Source organism: Microbacterium sp. ZW CA_36, assembly GCF_044987475.1.
GTDB lineage: Bacteria > Actinomycetota > Actinomycetes > Actinomycetales > Microbacteriaceae > Microbacterium.
Genome location: NZ_JBJDRL010000036.1, coordinates 1 through 15,231 on the forward strand (window position 1 = coordinate 1; position 15,231 = coordinate 15,231).

Here is a 15,231-nt window from a genome sequence, read left to right on the forward strand (position 1 = left end):
GTTTCGTCTTGCTCGTTCCTCGCTCGCTCGACGACCGGGGGCGGGGTGTGGGGGGGCGTTTCGTCTCGCTCGTTCCTCGCTCGCTCAACGACCGATAGCGGAGGTCTCGCGGGCGATCGCGGCGAGGAAGGCGTCGATGTCGTTCTCGGAGGTGTCGAAGCTGCACATCCAGCGCACCTCGTTCTTCGCGGCATCCCAGTCGTAGAACTTGAAGGACGTGCGGAGGCGGTCCGCGACGCCGTCGGGCAGCGTGGCGAAGACGCCGTTCGCCTGCGTCGGCTGCGTGAACGCGATGCCGCGGATCGAGCCGTCGGCGAGACCGGCCTCGATGCCCACGCGCAGGCGCTGCGCCATCGCGTTGGAGTGGGATGCGTTGCGCAGCCACAGGTCGCCCTCGAGCAGGGCGAGCAGCTGAGCCGACACGAAGCGCATCTTCGACGCGAGCTGCATGTCGAGCTTGCGCAGGAACTTCAGGCCCTCCGACGCCTCGGGGTTCAGCACCACGATCGCCTCGCCGAGCATGGCGCCGTTCTTGGTGCCGCCGAAGCTCAGCACGTCGACGCCCGCGTCACGGGTGAACGCCCGGAACGGGACGCCCAGCGACGCGGCGGCGTTGGAGATGCGCGAGCCGTCCATGTGCACGCGCATGCCCAGGCTGTGCGCGTGGTCGGCAATGGCGGTGATCTCGTCGATGGTGTACAGCGTGCCGAGCTCGGTGGACTGCGTGATCGACACGGCGAGCGGCTGCGCGCGGTGCTCGTCGCCCCAGCCCCAGGCTTCGCGGTCGATGAGCTCGGGCGTGAGCTTGCCGTCGTCGGTGGGCACGGTCAGCAGCTTGATGCCGGCCACGCGTTCGGGGGCGCCGCCCTCGTCGACGTTGATGTGCGCGGTGCCCGCCGTGACGACGGCTCCCCAGCGGGGGAGCATCGACTGCAGCCCGACGACGTTCGCACCGGTGCCGTTGAACACCGGGTACGCCTCGACGCCCTCGCCGAAGTGGCGGGCCATGACCTCCTGCAGACGCGCGGTGTAGACGTCGTCGCCGTACGAGACCTGGTGGCCGTCGTTGGCGGCGGCGATCGCGGCCAGCACCTCGGGGTGGATGCCGGAGTAGTTGTCCGAGGCGAAGCCCCGCAGGTTCGGGTCGTGGATCGTGGTCACGGGTGTCCAATCTAGTTCGCGCGGCGACCCGGCTCCGCCGGGGATCGTCAGAGCGAAGGGTCGGTGAGTTCGACGATCGTGTCGTTCGTCTCGGCGGCGGGTGTCGCCCACAGATCGGCGAACCGCTGCGCGAGTGCCTCCTCGAGGCCGTCGAGGCTCTTGGTGCGGAAGATGACGGATGCCGCGGCCAGCGGCTGCCCGGAGTCCTTCGCGGCCTTCGCGAACCCCTGAGCGACGGCTCGCGCCCACGCCTCGCTCGCGGCCTTGATGGCGGCGTAGCTGGCGCCGCCGGCGAGCGGGCGCTCGACCGCCGTCGAGGACACGATGGCGGTGCGCGCGGAGGACGACGCTCGCAGATCGGCGTCGAACGCGCGGCTGACGTGGCGGAGTGCGGTGAGCGAGCGCTCGAGGAAGCGGTAGACCTCCTCGGTCTGCCCCGCGAGGCCGCCGCCGCCCCGCCATCCGCCGACGAGGTGGAGCACTCCGTCGACGCGGCCGTCGGTGGCGTGCACGCGCTCGGCGAGGGCGGTGACGTCCGCTTCGTCCGTCAGGTCGCAGATCTCGGTGCGGAGGCTTCCCGCCTGGCCGGCCTCGGCGGCGCCGGCGCCCGTTTCGAGGGAGTCCGCGAGCTCCCGCAGCTTCTGCGCGTCATGGCCGACCGCGACGACGCGGGCGCCTGCGGCGACGAGCTCGCGGGTCGCCGCGAGACCGGAGGCGCTCGTCGCGCCCGAGATGACCACAAGCCTGCCTGTGACGCTCATGCTCCTACCCTTCCACGCCTCGGGCGCACGGTCTCGCCGGCCGTCGACGGCCGCGGGTCCTCGGCGAGACCCTGCGCTCCCGCCGAGGACGTCGGTGATGTCAGGAGACGCGGCCGGTGATGCCGGCGGTCGACTCGATGACCGGCTTCATCTTCTTGTCGAGCGCCTCGAAGAACATCGACAGCGGGAACTCGTCGTCCATGACCGCGTCGGTGTAGCCCTTTGGCGCTCCGGCGAGAATCTCATCGCGGAGTCCGCGCGCCCAATGCGATGCCGGGTTGGGTGTCAGCGTCGTCCGCACCAGGTCGTACGCGGCGAGCCAGTGCGCGGTCTTGGGTCGGTCGATCGAGCGCCAGTAGAGGTCGTCGATCGCCTCGCCGAGCGCGACGACGGCGGCGGGCACGTTCTCCCAGTCGAATGCCAGCGCCGTGTCGGTCCAGTGCAGCACGTCGCGCTGGTGCAGCCACGCGAACAGCAGCTGGCCGCCGAGCCCGTCATAGTTGCGCACGCGCGAGCCGGTGATCGCGAAGCGGAAGATCCGGTCGAAGATCACGGCGTACTGCACGAGCTTCGCGTGCTCGAGCATCTCCGCCTCTGCGGCGTCCAGGCTCTCGCCGGCATCCGCGCGCGCCGACAGCCGACGCTGGATCGCCACGCACTCGCGGAACGCCGTGAGGTCGCACCGCAGCTCCTCCAGCGAGTACAGGAAGTACGGCATCCGCTGCTTGATCATGAACGGATCGAACGGCAGGTCGCCGCGCATATGCGTGCGGTCGTGGATGATGTCCCACATCACGAACGTCTTCTCGGTGAGCGCCTGGTCGTCGAGCATGCGCGCGGCATCCGCGGGCAGGTCGAGCTTCGTGATCTCGGCGGCGGCCCGCACGACGCGGCGATAGCGCGCCGCCTCGCGGTCCTGGAAGATCGCGCCCCACGTGAAGCGGGGGATCTCGCGCATCGCGACGGTCTCAGGAAAGAGCACAGCGCTGTTGGTGTCGTAGCCGGGCGTGAAGTCGAGGAACCGCAGCGACACGAACAGCTTGTTGCCGTAGTCGCCGGCCTCGAGCCGCGCGATGAACTCGGGCCAGATCACCTCGACGAGCACCGCCTCGACGCGACGGTCGCTCGAGCCGTTCTGCGTGTACATCGGGAAGACGACGAGATGACGGATGCCGTCGGCCCGGTCCTGCTGCGGCTGGAACGCCTGCAGCGAATCGAGGAAGTCCGGGATGCCGAAGCCCTCGTCCGCCCAGCGCTCGAAGTCGCGCACCGACGCGGCGAGGTACTCGGCGTCGTGCGGGAACGCGGGCGCGAGAGCGCGGATGCCTGCGACGATCCCGGCGACGTGGGTACGAGCGTCGACGCGTGCGGCGGCATCCGGAATCGAGCCGTCCTGCGCCTGCAGGGCCTGGATCGAGGTCGCCGCCTCTTTGAGCTGCCGCCAGGCGTCGCTGGTCTCGGCGAGCCGGGGGTCCTCGACGACCTCGGGTTCGCCGACGATGACCTGCGTGGTGCGGGCGTGGATGGACATGTGAACCTCCGATCTTCGAGTCGAGGATGATCTCGAGGTCGAGTCTACGGGATATGTTCCGGCGATATGAATGATCGACAGGAAGACTTCCTGTCGATGCAGGCGGCCGCTGGTAGTGTCGGGGCATGAGCGAAGACGGCCTCGGACGCCTCGACGACGACATCGATGCGGGGATCGTTCGCGAAGTGTCGCGCAATGCGCGCGCGACGCTGGCCGAGCTGTCCGCGGCCGTCGGCCTCTCGGTCTCGGCCGTGCAGACCCGGCTGCGCCGGCTGGAGGCTCGTGGCGTCATCACGGGCTATCGCGCACTCGTCGACGCCGAATCCGTCGGCAAGCCGCTCGCCGCATTCGTCGAGATCACGCCGCTCGATCCCGGCCAGCCCGACAACGCGCCCGAGCTTCTCGAGCACCTGTCCGAGATCGAGGCGTGCCACTCGATCGCCGGCGACGCGAGCTACATGCTGCTGGTGCGGGTCGCTTCCCCCCGGCACCTGGAGACGCTCATCCGCGACATCCGATCGTCGGCTTCGGTCAACACACGCACCACGGTCGTGCTCCAGACCTTCTACGAGAACAGGCCGGTCTTCCCTGCCTGAGTCCGCGGGTAGCCTCAGGAGCATGCCGTCCTCATCCGAGCCGCCCGCGTTCGCCGACGGCCGGGGAGTCTTCATCGTGCGCAACGCCGCCTCCGGCACCGCCGTGGTGCGGGCGGACCCCGCCGGGACCTTCGCTGCGCGACTGCCCGAGGCCACGATCCACGAGCTCGCCGACGGGGAGGACCTCGCCGAGGTGGTCGCCGGTGCGATGCGGTCGGAGGAACCCCCCGCCGTCCTGGGCGTCTACGGCGGGGACGGCTCGGTGTCGCGGATGGCGGCGCTCGCCCGGGAGCACGGGCGTCCGCTCCTGGTGATGCCGGGTGGCACCTTCAACCACTTCGCCCGCTCGGCGGGCCTCGACGACGTGGACACGGCCATCGACGCGCTCCAGAGCGGCACCACGATCGAGGTGAGCGCGATCGAGGCCCGGGCGGACGACGGCGAGCCGATCCTGGCGCTCAACGCGGTGTCGGTGGGCACCTACCCCGAGCTGATCGACGAGCGCGATCGCCGGCGGCAGTCCCTCGGCAAATGGCTGGGCGGGATCGTCGCCGCCTGGCGGACGCTCAGGACGGCGGAGTCGCTGACGATCGTGCGCGACGGCCGGCGGGCGCGCGTGTGGTCCGTGTTCGTCGGCATCGGGCGCAATGATCCCCAGCGCGTCGCGACGATGCAGCGAGAGACGCTCGTCGAACCGACACTCGACGTCCGCATCCACCACGCGCGCGGCTCACGGCTGCGCGCGATGGCGTCCCTCGCGTTCGGGCGGCGCACCGCCGCCGTGCTGCGGGCGGTGCAGCTCATGCCGCCTCGCTCCGACGTCGAGCGTCTGCTCATCGCGGAGTTCGCGATGACGGTGCGCCTCGAAGAGGGGCATCCGTCGGTCTTCGTCCACGACGGCGAGCTCGAAGAGCGGGCGCCCACCGGCTTCACGCTGCGCTGCGTCGCCGTCCCCCGCGCGGTGACGGTCTTCGTGCCGCCGCGCGAGGGCTGACCCAGCGGGCGCAGGGCGTCGGCGCACCCCCGTACGCGGCGGGCGCGCCACTTGCCGGATTGCTCAATGAACTTCCGGTTCACACAGGAACGCCGGTCCACCCCTCTGCGGCACGAACCCCGGGGCCCACTCCGTGAACCGGGACTTCATTGGGGTCGTGTGAGCCGGAAGTTCCCTGGGGTCGTGTGAGCCGGGAGTTCGATGGGGTCGTGTGACCCGGAAGTTCATCGGGGCCGTGTGAACCGGAAGTTCCCTGGGGCCGTGTGAGCCGAGACTTCCTTGGGGCCGTGTGAGCCGGGAGTTCGCTGGGGTCGTGTGAACCGGAAGTTCATTGGGTCGTGTGAGCCGGAAGTTCATTGGGTCGTGTGAACCGGAAGTTCATTGGGTCGTGTGAGCCGGGAGTTCGTTGGGGTCGTGTGAGCCGGGAGTTCGCTGGGGTCGTGTGAACCGGAAGTTCATTGGGTCGTGTGAGCCGGAAGTTCATTGGGGCTGTGTGAGCCGGAAGTTCATTGGGCTGTGTGAACCGGAAGTTCATCGGGGTTGTGTGAACCGGAAGTTCATCGGGGTTTTTGAACGGTGCCGGTCCGCAGGCGGACATCGACGGTGCCGCGGCACGCGCCGCCGACCGCCCGCGGACCGGCACCCGGTCAGTCAGTCGTGCTGCGGGAACCCCAGGTTGATCCCGCCGTGCGAGGGGTCGAGCCAGCGCGAGGTGACGGCCTTCTCGGCGGTGAAGAACTCGAACGCGTGAGGGCCGTACGCCTTCGTGTCTCCGAAGTGCGACGCCTTCCAGCCTCCGAAGGAGTGGTACGCGACGGGCACCGGGATCGGCACGTTGATGCCGATCATGCCCACGGTCGCCTCATGCTGGAAGCGCCGCGCCGCTCCGCCGTCGTTGGTGAAGATGGCGGTGCCGTTGCCGTACGGGCTGGCGTTGATGATGTCGAGGCCCTCCTCGTAGCCGTCGACCCGCACGACCGAGAGCACCGGGCCGAACACCTCGTCCGCGTACACCGACGAGGTCGTCGGCACGTTGTCGATGAGGGTCGGGCCGAGCCAGAAGCCGTTCGGGTCGCCGTCGATGTCGACGTCGCGACCGTCGACGACCACCGACGCGCCGTCGGAGGCCGCCACGTCGATGTACGAGGTGACCTTGTCACGGTGCTGCCCCGTGATGAGCGGGCCCATGTCGCACCCGCGCATGCCATCGCCGGTGCGGAGCGTCTTCATCCGCTCCGACACCTTGGCCACGAACTCATCGGCCACCGTGTCGACGGCCAGCACCACCGAGATCGCCATGCAGCGCTCGCCCGCCGAGCCGAAGCCGGCGTTCACAGCGGCGTCCGCGGCGAGGTCGAGGTCGGCATCCGGAAGCACCAGCATGTGGTTCTTGGCGCCGCCGAACGCCTGCACGCGCTTGCCGTGCGCGGTCGCCGTCTCATAGACGTACTTGGCGATCGGCGTCGAGCCGACGAACGAGATCCCGCGCACGTCGGGGTGCTCGAGGAGCGCGTCGACGGCCTCCTTGTCGCCGTGCACGACGTTGAAGACGCCCTCCGGCAGGCCCGCCTCGGTCAGGAGCGCCGCCATCCAGTTGGCGGCGGTCGGGTCCTTCTCGCTGGGCTTGAGCACCACCGCGTTGCCGGCGGCGAGCGCGACGGAGAAGAACCACAGCGGCACCATCGCCGGGAAGTTGAAGGGGCTGATGATGCCGACGACGCCCAGCGGCTGGCGGAGCGTGTACACGTCGATGCCGGTCGAGACGTTCTCGGAGTACGCGCCCTTGGTGAGGTGCCCCACGCCGCACGCGAACTCGACGACCTCCATGCCGCGGGCGATCTCGCCCAGAGCGTCCGAGAGCACCTTGCCGTGCTCGGCGGTCAGGATCTCGGCGAGCTCCTGCTTGCGCTGGTTCAGCAGCTCGCGGAAGTTGAACAGCACCGCCTGGCGCTTCGCGATCGATGCGTCGCGCCAGAGCGCCCACGCCGCCGAGGCGGCGTCGACCGCTTCGCCCACATCGGCGCGGGATGCGAACCGCACCTGCTTCTGCACGATGCCGAGTGCCGGGTTGAACACCTGTCCGGTGCGATCGGATGCCCCCGCCCAGGGGGCGCCGTTCACCCAGTGATCCAGGACAGTCGTGTCGGCACCCACCGTCTCGGTGTGCTCCATCGTGTCCGTCATTGTCGTGTTCCTCCTTTGGAATCCGCCTGAGCGACTCGTGATCGCCCAGCAGTGCGGGATGCACGCGTCAGCCCTTCGACAGGCTCAGGGACCGTCTTCCTCGACGCTCGTCAGGGCTTCATCGTAGATCGCGATCGCCTCCTGCACCTCCCCGTCGGTGACGACGCAGGGCGGCACGACATGGATCCGGTTGTCAGCGGCGAACGGCAGCAGGCCGCGCGAGGTGAGCTCCTTCTTGAGCCGGCCGATCACGTCTGCGCCCACCGGCTCGCGCGACTCGCGGTCCGAGACGAGCTCGAGTGCCCAGAAGACGCCTTCGCCCCGCACCTCGCCGATGAGCGGATGCCGCGCCGCGAGGTCGCGCAGCCCCGGGCCGATCGCGTCCTCGCCCACGCGGCGGGCGTTGTCGACGATGCCCTCCGCCTCCATCGCGTCGATGGAGGCGATGATGGATGCCGCCGCCAGCGGGTGCCCGGAGTACGTGAGCCCGCCGGGGAAGACGCGGTCGTCGAAGGTCGCCGAGATCTCGTCCGAGATGATCACGCCGCCCACCGGGACGTAGCCGGAGTTCACGCCCTTCGCGAAGGTGATGAGGTCGGGCACGACGTCGTACCCCTGGAACGCGAACCAGCGCCCGGTCCGGCCGAACCCGGCCATGACCTCGTCGAGGATCAGCACGATGCCGTATCGGTCGGCCAGCGCCCGCACACCGGCGAGGTAGCCGGGCGGCGGCAGCAGGATCCCCGCGGTGCCCGGAATCGACTCGAGCAGCAGCGCCGCGATCGTCGAGGGGCCCTCCGACTGGATGACGCGCTCGAGGTGGTGCAGCGCCCGCTCCGACTCCTCCTCGGGCGTGGTCGCCCAGAACTCGGAGCGGTACAGATACGGACCGAAGAAGTGCACGTGGCCGCGGGCGAACTGATTCGGCATCCGTCGCCAGTCGCCGGTCGCGACGATCGCCGCCCCGGTGTTGCCGTGGTACGACCGGTAGGTCGAGAGGACCGTGTCGCGGCCGGTGTGAAGGCGGGCCATGCGGATCGCGTTCTCGATCGCGTCGGCGCCGCCGTTGGTGAAGAAGACCTTGGCGAAGCCGTCCGGCGCCTTGCCGAGGATGCGCTGCGCCGCCCGGCCGCGGGCGAGGTTGGCCGTGGCGGGGCCGATCGTCGCGAGCTCCTCGGCCTGCGCCCGGATGGCCGCGACGACGGCAGGATGCTGGTGCCCGATGTTGACGTTCACCAACTGGCTCGAGAAGTCGAGCATGCGACGGCCGGCGTGATCCCACACCACTGTTCCAGCGCCGCCCGCGATGACGGGGAGGTCGAGCCCGGCCTGCGCGGACCAGGAGTGGAACACGTGCTCGCGGTCGAGCTGCTTCGCGAGCGCGTCGAGATCTTCGGTCATGCGGCCACGCTTCCCGTTCTCCGTCGCCGGGTCAAGGGCGTTCCGTCTCGCTCAGGGCGTTTCGTCTCTGCGTTTCGACTCGCAAGCTCGCTCAACGACCGCGTTCCTCGCTCGCTCAACGACCGACCGCAAGCCGGCCGTTGAGCGAGCGGAGCGAGACGAAACGCATCCCGACCTACTGACCGCCCTCGGTGAGGGTGACGTCGATCGGCGTGTACTCGCCGGCGACCTCGACGCCCTCGTCCTTCAGCTCGGCGAGCGCCTTCTCGATGAACTCGTTCGAGTAGGCCGAGTCGGCGGGCTCCGTGGTGATGAGCTCGAGGTCGTCCTGGTTCTTGGCCGACAGCGCTCCGGCCACGGTCTTGTCCCACGCGGCCTCATCGACGAGCCCGAAGTCGGCACCCGTCCAGATGAGCTTGTTGACCTCGTTCATCTGCCACAGCTGGTGCACGGGGCCCACGGGGAACGCGGCCTCTGCGTTAGAGGCGATGTCGTAGACGATCGTCGCAGCCTCCTCGGGGTTGTCGCGCGCGTAGATCCAGCCCTTGGTCACGGCCTTCAGGAACCGGACGGCCGCGTCGGCGTACGCCGGGTCCTCCTCGAGGCGCTGGGTGTCCGCCCAGATCGCGTCCTGCAGCATGGCGCCCTCGGTGTCTTCGTACGAGATGACGTCGAAGTCCTCGGGCTGGTAGAGCTCGCCCGTCTCCGGGTTCACGACCTCGAGGATCTGCGCCCACTCGTTGTACGTCATCGCCTGGGCGGCGTCGACGTCACGGTCGAGCAGGGCGTTCATCGAGAAGTCCTGGGTCGTGATCGACACGGAGGTGGAATCGAGGTCCTCGGCGGCCATCGCGGCGAAGATCTCCCACTCGTTGCCGAAGCCCCACGAGCCGATGCGCTTGCCTTCGAAGTCCGAGACGGACGTGATGCCGTCGCCCTTCCACGCGACCTGCAGGGTGCCCGACTTCTGGAACACCTGCGCGATGTCGGTGAGCTCGACGCCCGTCGCCTCGAGCGTGCCGAGCACCTTCGGCACCCAGGCGATCGCGAAGTCGACGTCGCCCGCGACGAGGGCGTCCTGCGGCACGATGTCACCGCCCGACGGCACGATCTCGACGTCGTCGAAGCCCTCCTCCTCGAAGTAGCCCTGCTCCTGGGCGACGTAGTAGCCGGCGAACTGCGCCTGCGGCAGCCACTGCAGCTGCAGTTTGATCGAGCTGAGCGGTTCGAAGTCCGCGTCGTCGCCGCCGTCATCGGTGTCGCCCGAGCCGGAGCAGGCGGCGAGGGCGAGTGCCGCGATGGTCGCGACGGATGCCGCGGCCAGCCCACGTCGGATGCCGGACCTGCGTGAGTTGCTGTGTCTCATTGCGTTCCTTTCGTGTGGTGCGTCTTTTCTTGGTGGTAGAGCCTGTCGATACCCGCCGGTCAGCCCGGCGACCGCCTCGTCGCCAGCCGCTCCAGCAGCGAGGTCACGAGGAAGAACACGAGGCCGATGATGATGCCGCCGAGGACATAGGCCCATGCGAGGGCGGCGCGCCCCGATTTCGCATAGGTCGCGATGGCGGTGCCGATGCCGTCGGCCGGGCCGCCGAAGTACTCGGCGACCAGCGCGGCGATCACGGCGAGCGAGCTGGCGATGCGCAGGCCCGTCATCAGATAGGGGAGCGCGGTCGGCAGGGTGAGCACGCGGAACGTCTGGAAGCCGGATGCCGCCGACGAGCGCAGCAGATCGCGATGCACGGGCCGGGTCTGGCGGAGGCCGCGCAGGACGTTGACGAACACGGGGATGAAGGCCGCGATCGTCGCCACCGCCTGGCGCCCGAACTGGCTCGACGCGCCGAACATCGTGTTGAGGATCGGCGTGACCGCGACGATCGGGATGACCGCCAAGGCCGACACCAGCGGGGCGAGCATGCCGTCGATGGGCCGGGCCGCGGCGGCGAGTCCCGCGAACAGGAGCGCGAGGAGGGATCCGACCACGAGCCCGATCAGCGCGTTCGTGGCCGTGATCCTCATGTCGTCGAGGATGATCGGGAACCGGCGGACGAACTCCTCGACGATCGCGATCGGGCTCGGCAGCATCCGGGGCGCGGTGCCGAGCACGTCGACCCAGAAGATCCAGATCGCGAGGATCAGGATGCCGACCACGACGGGCGCCACCCACCGCAGCCACCCCGGGAGCTCGCGCTCGCCGGGCTCGGGGCGCTGCGCCTTGCCCGCCGGCGTCGGCGGGGCGGGCAGCATCGTGGTCGCCGTATCCGTCATGATTCACTCGCCCTCGCGACGGGCGAGCCGTGCAAGGCCTCGCGGACGGCGGTGACGCGATCGAAGAACGCCGGCGACTCGCGCAGCGCCTCGTCGCGCTGTTCGCCGAGACCCGTCTCGATGACGTCGGTGATGCGGCCGGGACGCGGGCTCATCACGACGACGCGGTCGGACAGGAAGACGGCTTCGGGGATCGAGTGCGTCACGAACACCACGGCGGCCGATGTCTCGGCGGCGATGCGTGTGAGCTCGGACTGGAGCCGCTCGCGCGTCATCTCGTCCAGCGCGCCGAACGGCTCGTCCATGAGCAGGAGCCTCGGCCGCGCGGCGAGTGCGCGCGCGATGGCGACGCGCTGCTGCATGCCGCCCGACAGCTGGTCGGGGTACCGGTCGACGAAGTCCGAGAGACCGACCAGCTCGGCGAGCTCGGCGACGCGGGTCGCCCGCGCGGCCTTGCCGGTGCCGTGCAGCTCGAGCGGCAGTCCGATGTTGGCGGCCACCGTGCGCCACGGCAGGAGTCCTGCCTGCTGGAAGGCGATGCCGTAGTCCTGGTCGATGCGGGCGCGCTTGGCCGGCTTGCCGAAGATCTCGAGGGTGCCGGTGGTGGCCTGGTCGAGGTCGGCGATCAGGCGCAGCAGCGTCGACTTGCCGCAGCCCGAGGGGCCGATGAGCGACACGAACTCGCCGGCGGCGACCTCCAGTTCGACCTCGGTGAGCGCGACGACCTCCCCGGTCTTCGTCGGGAAGACCTTCCCGACTGCGGCTGCGTGCACGGCCCACGGCCCCTGAGCTTGTCGAAGGGTCATGCGGTGGCCTCTCCTCTGCGGTAGTTGGCGAGTCCGAGGCCGATGAGGGCCACCGAGCCGGCGGCGATCAGGCCGAGGGCGATCGAGCCGAACGTCGGTCCCCACGGCGCGGCGGGGTCGCTCGAGGCCTGGCCGGCGAGCTGGATCAGCATGCGGCCGATTCCGCCTCGCATGCCGATCGACACCTCGGCGACGACGGCGCCGAGCACGGCGTTCGCGGCGGCGAGCCGGAGCGCGGGCAGCAGGTGCGGCACCGCGGCGGGCAGCCGCAGGCGCAGGAGCGTCGGCCAGTAGCCGGCGGCGTAGCTGTTCATCAGATCGAGGTGGATGCGGTCGGGTGAGCCGAGGCCGCGGAGCACGCCGACGGCGACCGGGAAGAACGCGAGGTACGACGCGATGACGGCGACCGACAGCCACTGCGGCCAGGAGCCGCCGCCGCGGTCGATCTGATTGCCGATGGCGTTGACGACCGGGGCGAACGCGATGAGCGGCACGATCTGGCTGACCACGATCCAGGGGAGCAGGCCCCACTCCAGCAGGCGCCAGCGCTGCATGACGAGTCCGAGCACGGCGCCGACGGCGACGCCGATCAGCCAGCCGACGGCCGCGATGCCGAGCGTCACGAGCGCGGCGCCGGCGACGGAGACCCACAGCGGCGGGGTGTCGCCGCCGCTGGTCGGGGCGAACAGCCGGGCGACCATGTCCCAGACGTGCGGCATGGCGCGGTCGTGGGTGCGCGGCAGGATCATGACACCCGAGCCCGACTCGCCTGCCACCGCCCCGATCACGAACCCGTCGCTGGGGCCGAGGAACTTGTACAGCTCCCACAGCACGAGCACGGCGAGCACGCCGAGGGCTCCCCAGCCCGCGGCGATCCAGCCGCGCAGCTCGCCCTGCCTCCGGGCCGACCAGCCGATCGGTCTCATGCCGCAGCCCTCACTTCTTCGCGGCGACGTGGGTCTGGAGTGCAGGGATCACGGTCTCGCCGTAGACGCGGAGGGTCTCCTCCTTGTTGTCGTGCTGCAGGTAGCCGGCGAACTGCGTGACGCCGAGCTCGCGCAGCTGCTCGAGCTTGGCGATGTGCTCGTCGGCGCTGCCCAGGATGCAGAAGCGCTCGACGATCTCGTCGGGCACGAAGTCGACATGGTCGTTGTCCGCCTTGCCGTGCGTGTTGTAGTCGTATCCCTGGCGACCTGCGATGTAGTCCGTCAGCGCGTCGGGAACGGCCCCGTGCTCGCCGTACTTGGCCACGATGTCGGCGACGTGGTTGCCCACCATCCCGCCGAACCACCGGCACTGGTCGCGCATGTGCGCCCGGTCCTCGCCGATGTACATGGGCGCCGCCACGCAGAACGACAGCGACTCCGGGTCGCGGCCGGCGGCGGCCGCGGCATCCTTCACCGTCTTGATCATCCAGGCGGCGATGTCGACGTCCGCGAGCTGCAGGATGAAGCCGTCGCCGACCTCGCCGGTGAGCTTCAGCGCCAGCGGGCCGTAGGCGGCCACCCAGACGTCGAGCTGCGATCCGCGGCTCCACGGGAACTGCAGGGTCGCACCCTTGTACTCGACCGGGCGGGAGTTGGCGAGCTCTCGGATCACGTGGATCGACTCGCGCAGCTCGGCCATCGTCACCGGCTTGCCGTTCGTGACGCGCACCGCCGAGTCACCGCGGCCGATGCCGCAGATCGTGCGGTTGCCGTACATCTCGTTGAGCGTGGCGAAGACGGATGCCGTGACCGTCCAGTCGCGCGTCGCGGGGTTCGTGACGAACGGCCCGACGGTGACCCGCTTGGTCTCGGCGAGGATCGCGGAGTGGATGACGTAGGGCTCCTGCCACAGCAGGTGCGAGTCGAACGTCCACACGTGGCTGAACCCGTGCGCCTCGGCGAGCCGGGCGAGCTGCACGGTGCGCGCGGCGGGCGGATTGGTCTGCAGGACGACTCCGAAGTCCATGTGTGCTCCTACGTTCGTGACGTTTCGTCTCGCTCGTCCCTCGCTCGCTCGACGACCGGGTGACGTACCGGTCCTTGAGCGAGCGAAGCGAGACGAAACGCAGAGACGAAACGTGCCATGGTCAGATGAGGTACTGCGAGAGGCCGCGCTTGAGGAAGCGGCCGTCGCCCTTGGCGCCGTGGTACTGGCCGCCGTCGATCAGGACCTTGCCGCGTGAGATCACGGTGTCGACGTGCCCGTCGATCTCGAATCCCTCCCACGCCGAGTGGTCCATGTTCATGTGGTGGGATGCCGCAGAGATGCTGGTGTGGCCGTTCGGGTCGTAGACCACGACGTCGCCGTCGGCGCCCGGCTGGATCACGCCCTTGCGACCGTAGAGGCCGAACATGCGCGCGGGCGTGGTCGAGGTGAGCTCCACCCACCGTTCGAGCGTGATCTTCCCGGTGACGACGCCCTGGTACATGAGGTCCATGCGGTGCTCGACCGAGCCGATGCCGTTGGGGATCGCGCGGAAGTCGTCGAGGCCGAGGTCCTTCTGCCCCTTCATGCAGAACGGGCAGTGGTCGGTCGAGACCATCTGGATGTCGTTGGTGCGCAGCGCCTGCCACATGTGGTGCTGGTGGCCGTCCTTGCTGCTCCGCAGCGGCGTCGAGCACACCCACTTCGCCCCCTCGAACTGCCCCCACTCCTCGCTGAACGCGCCGAGCTGCTCCTCGAGCGACAGGTAGAGGTACTGCGGGCAGGTCTCGCCGAACACGTTCCAGCCCTGGTCGCGCGCCCACGCGATCTGGTCGACCGCCTGCTTGGCGCTCACGTGCACCGTGTAGAGGGGCGCACCGGTGAGATTCGCGAGCATGATCGCGCGGTGCGTGGCCTCCTCCTCCATCTGCCAGGCGCGCGCGATGCCGTGGTAATACGGCGCCTTCTTGCCGGCATCCGCGAGCTGCGCCGCCAGCACGTCGATCGCCGGGCCGTTCTCGGCGTGCATCATCGTGAGCAGGCCGGTCTCCGCCGACACCTGCATCGCCTTCAGCACCTGCGCATCGTCGGAGTAGAAGACGCCGGGGTAGGCCATGAACAGCTTGAAGCTGGAGATGCCCTCGTCGAGGAGGCCCCGCATCGCGGCGAGCGAGTCGTCGTCGACGCCGCCGACGATCTGGTGGAAGCCGTAGTCGATCGCGCAGTTGCCGGCGGCCTTCTCGTGCCAGGCGGCCAGGCCGTCCTGCACGCGCTCGCCGTAGCGCTGCACCGCGAAGTCGATGATCGACGTGGTGCCGCCCCAGGCGGCAGCCCGCGTGCCGGTCTCGAATGTGTCGGAGGCGTTCGTGCCGCCGAAGGGCAGCTCCATGTGCGTGTGCGCGTCGATGCCGCCGGGGATCACGTACTTGCCGGTGGCGTCGATGACGGTGTCGACGGATGCCGCGACATCCGTCCCGAGAAGCTGCGACCCCGGCGCCAGGACGGCGGCGATGGTCTCGCCGTCGATGAGCACGTCCGCTTCGCCGCGACCGGTCGCCGAGACGACGGTCCCGCCCTTGATCAATGTGGTGGTCATTGCATCTCCCTTGATCCCGGTCGT

At 69.6% G+C, this 15,231-nt stretch carries 13 protein-coding genes; 2 read left to right on the forward strand and 11 right to left on the reverse strand.

Features of this window, described 5'->3' with window-relative positions:
* Positions 1-84: 84 nt before the first annotated feature.
* The 3 genes from ACI3KX_RS14670 to ACI3KX_RS14680 all read right to left on the reverse strand — a co-directional run bounded on the left by ACI3KX_RS14670 (position 85) and on the right by ACI3KX_RS14680 (position 3,453).
* Positions 85-1,161, reverse strand: a complete 1,077-nt coding sequence (locus ACI3KX_RS14670; RefSeq protein WP_404910199.1) for a threonine aldolase family protein — start codon at positions 1,159-1,161, stop codon at positions 85-87.
* Positions 1,162-1,208: 47 nt separating this feature from the next.
* Complete coding sequence (locus ACI3KX_RS14675; protein ID WP_404910200.1) at positions 1,209-1,922, reverse strand: SDR family NAD(P)-dependent oxidoreductase; 714 nt, start codon at positions 1,920-1,922, stop codon at positions 1,209-1,211.
* A 100-nt stretch (positions 1,923-2,022) separates the two neighbouring features.
* Positions 2,023-3,453, reverse strand: coding sequence for a DUF6421 family protein (locus tag ACI3KX_RS14680; protein ID WP_404910201.1), 1,431 nt, complete (start codon positions 3,451-3,453; stop codon positions 2,023-2,025).
* A gap of 125 nt (positions 3,454-3,578) precedes the next feature.
* Between ACI3KX_RS14680 and ACI3KX_RS14685 the strand changes: the two genes are divergently transcribed.
* Together ACI3KX_RS14685 and ACI3KX_RS14690 are read left to right on the forward strand one after the other, a co-directional pair.
* The gene (locus ACI3KX_RS14685) at positions 3,579-4,049 is read left to right on the forward strand and encodes an Lrp/AsnC family transcriptional regulator (RefSeq protein ID WP_363356881.1); all 471 of its coding nucleotides are present in this window, start codon (positions 3,579-3,581) and stop codon (positions 4,047-4,049) included.
* Between the two features lie 22 nt (positions 4,050-4,071).
* Positions 4,072-5,043 carry a diacylglycerol/lipid kinase family protein gene (locus tag ACI3KX_RS14690; RefSeq protein WP_404910202.1) on the forward strand — a complete coding sequence of 324 codons (972 nt, stop codon included), beginning with the start codon at positions 4,072-4,074 and terminating at the stop codon, positions 5,041-5,043.
* 651 nt (positions 5,044-5,694) lie between these two features.
* Here the strand turns inward: ACI3KX_RS14690 and ACI3KX_RS14695 are convergent.
* The 8 genes from ACI3KX_RS14695 to hydA all read right to left on the reverse strand — a co-directional run bounded on the left by ACI3KX_RS14695 (position 5,695) and on the right by hydA (position 15,207).
* A complete protein-coding gene (locus ACI3KX_RS14695; protein WP_404910203.1) occupies positions 5,695-7,227 on the reverse strand; it encodes a CoA-acylating methylmalonate-semialdehyde dehydrogenase in 1,533 nt (510 codons plus the stop codon).
* Between the two features lie 84 nt (positions 7,228-7,311).
* Positions 7,312-8,628: an aspartate aminotransferase family protein gene (locus ACI3KX_RS14700; RefSeq protein WP_349426299.1), complete on the reverse strand. Its 1,317-nt coding sequence runs from the start codon at positions 8,626-8,628 to the stop codon at positions 7,312-7,314.
* 175 nt (positions 8,629-8,803) lie between these two features.
* A complete protein-coding gene (locus tag ACI3KX_RS14705; protein WP_404910204.1) occupies positions 8,804-9,994 on the reverse strand; it encodes an ABC transporter substrate-binding protein in 1,191 nt (396 codons plus the stop codon).
* 59 nt (positions 9,995-10,053) lie between these two features.
* Complete coding sequence (locus ACI3KX_RS14710; RefSeq protein ID WP_404910205.1) at positions 10,054-10,893, reverse strand: ABC transporter permease; 840 nt, start codon at positions 10,891-10,893, stop codon at positions 10,054-10,056.
* On the reverse strand, positions 10,890-11,699 hold the full coding sequence (locus ACI3KX_RS14715; protein WP_404910206.1) for an ABC transporter ATP-binding protein: 810 nt from the start codon (positions 11,697-11,699) through the stop codon (positions 10,890-10,892). Before ACI3KX_RS14715 ends, ACI3KX_RS14710 begins: the two co-directional genes overlap by 4 nt.
* Complete coding sequence (locus tag ACI3KX_RS14720; protein ID WP_308867792.1) at positions 11,696-12,625, reverse strand: ABC transporter permease subunit; 930 nt, start codon at positions 12,623-12,625, stop codon at positions 11,696-11,698. The genes ACI3KX_RS14715 and ACI3KX_RS14720 overlap by 4 nt, the downstream gene beginning before the upstream one ends.
* Before the next feature lie 10 nt (positions 12,626-12,635).
* Complete coding sequence (locus ACI3KX_RS14725; protein WP_363356888.1) at positions 12,636-13,652, reverse strand: TIGR03842 family LLM class F420-dependent oxidoreductase; 1,017 nt, start codon at positions 13,650-13,652, stop codon at positions 12,636-12,638.
* A gap of 121 nt (positions 13,653-13,773) precedes the next feature.
* Positions 13,774-15,207 (reverse strand): dihydropyrimidinase, encoded by a 1,434-nt coding sequence (gene hydA / locus ACI3KX_RS14730; protein ID WP_404910207.1) that lies wholly within the window; start codon positions 15,205-15,207, stop codon positions 13,774-13,776.
* Positions 15,208-15,231 lie beyond the last annotated feature (24 nt).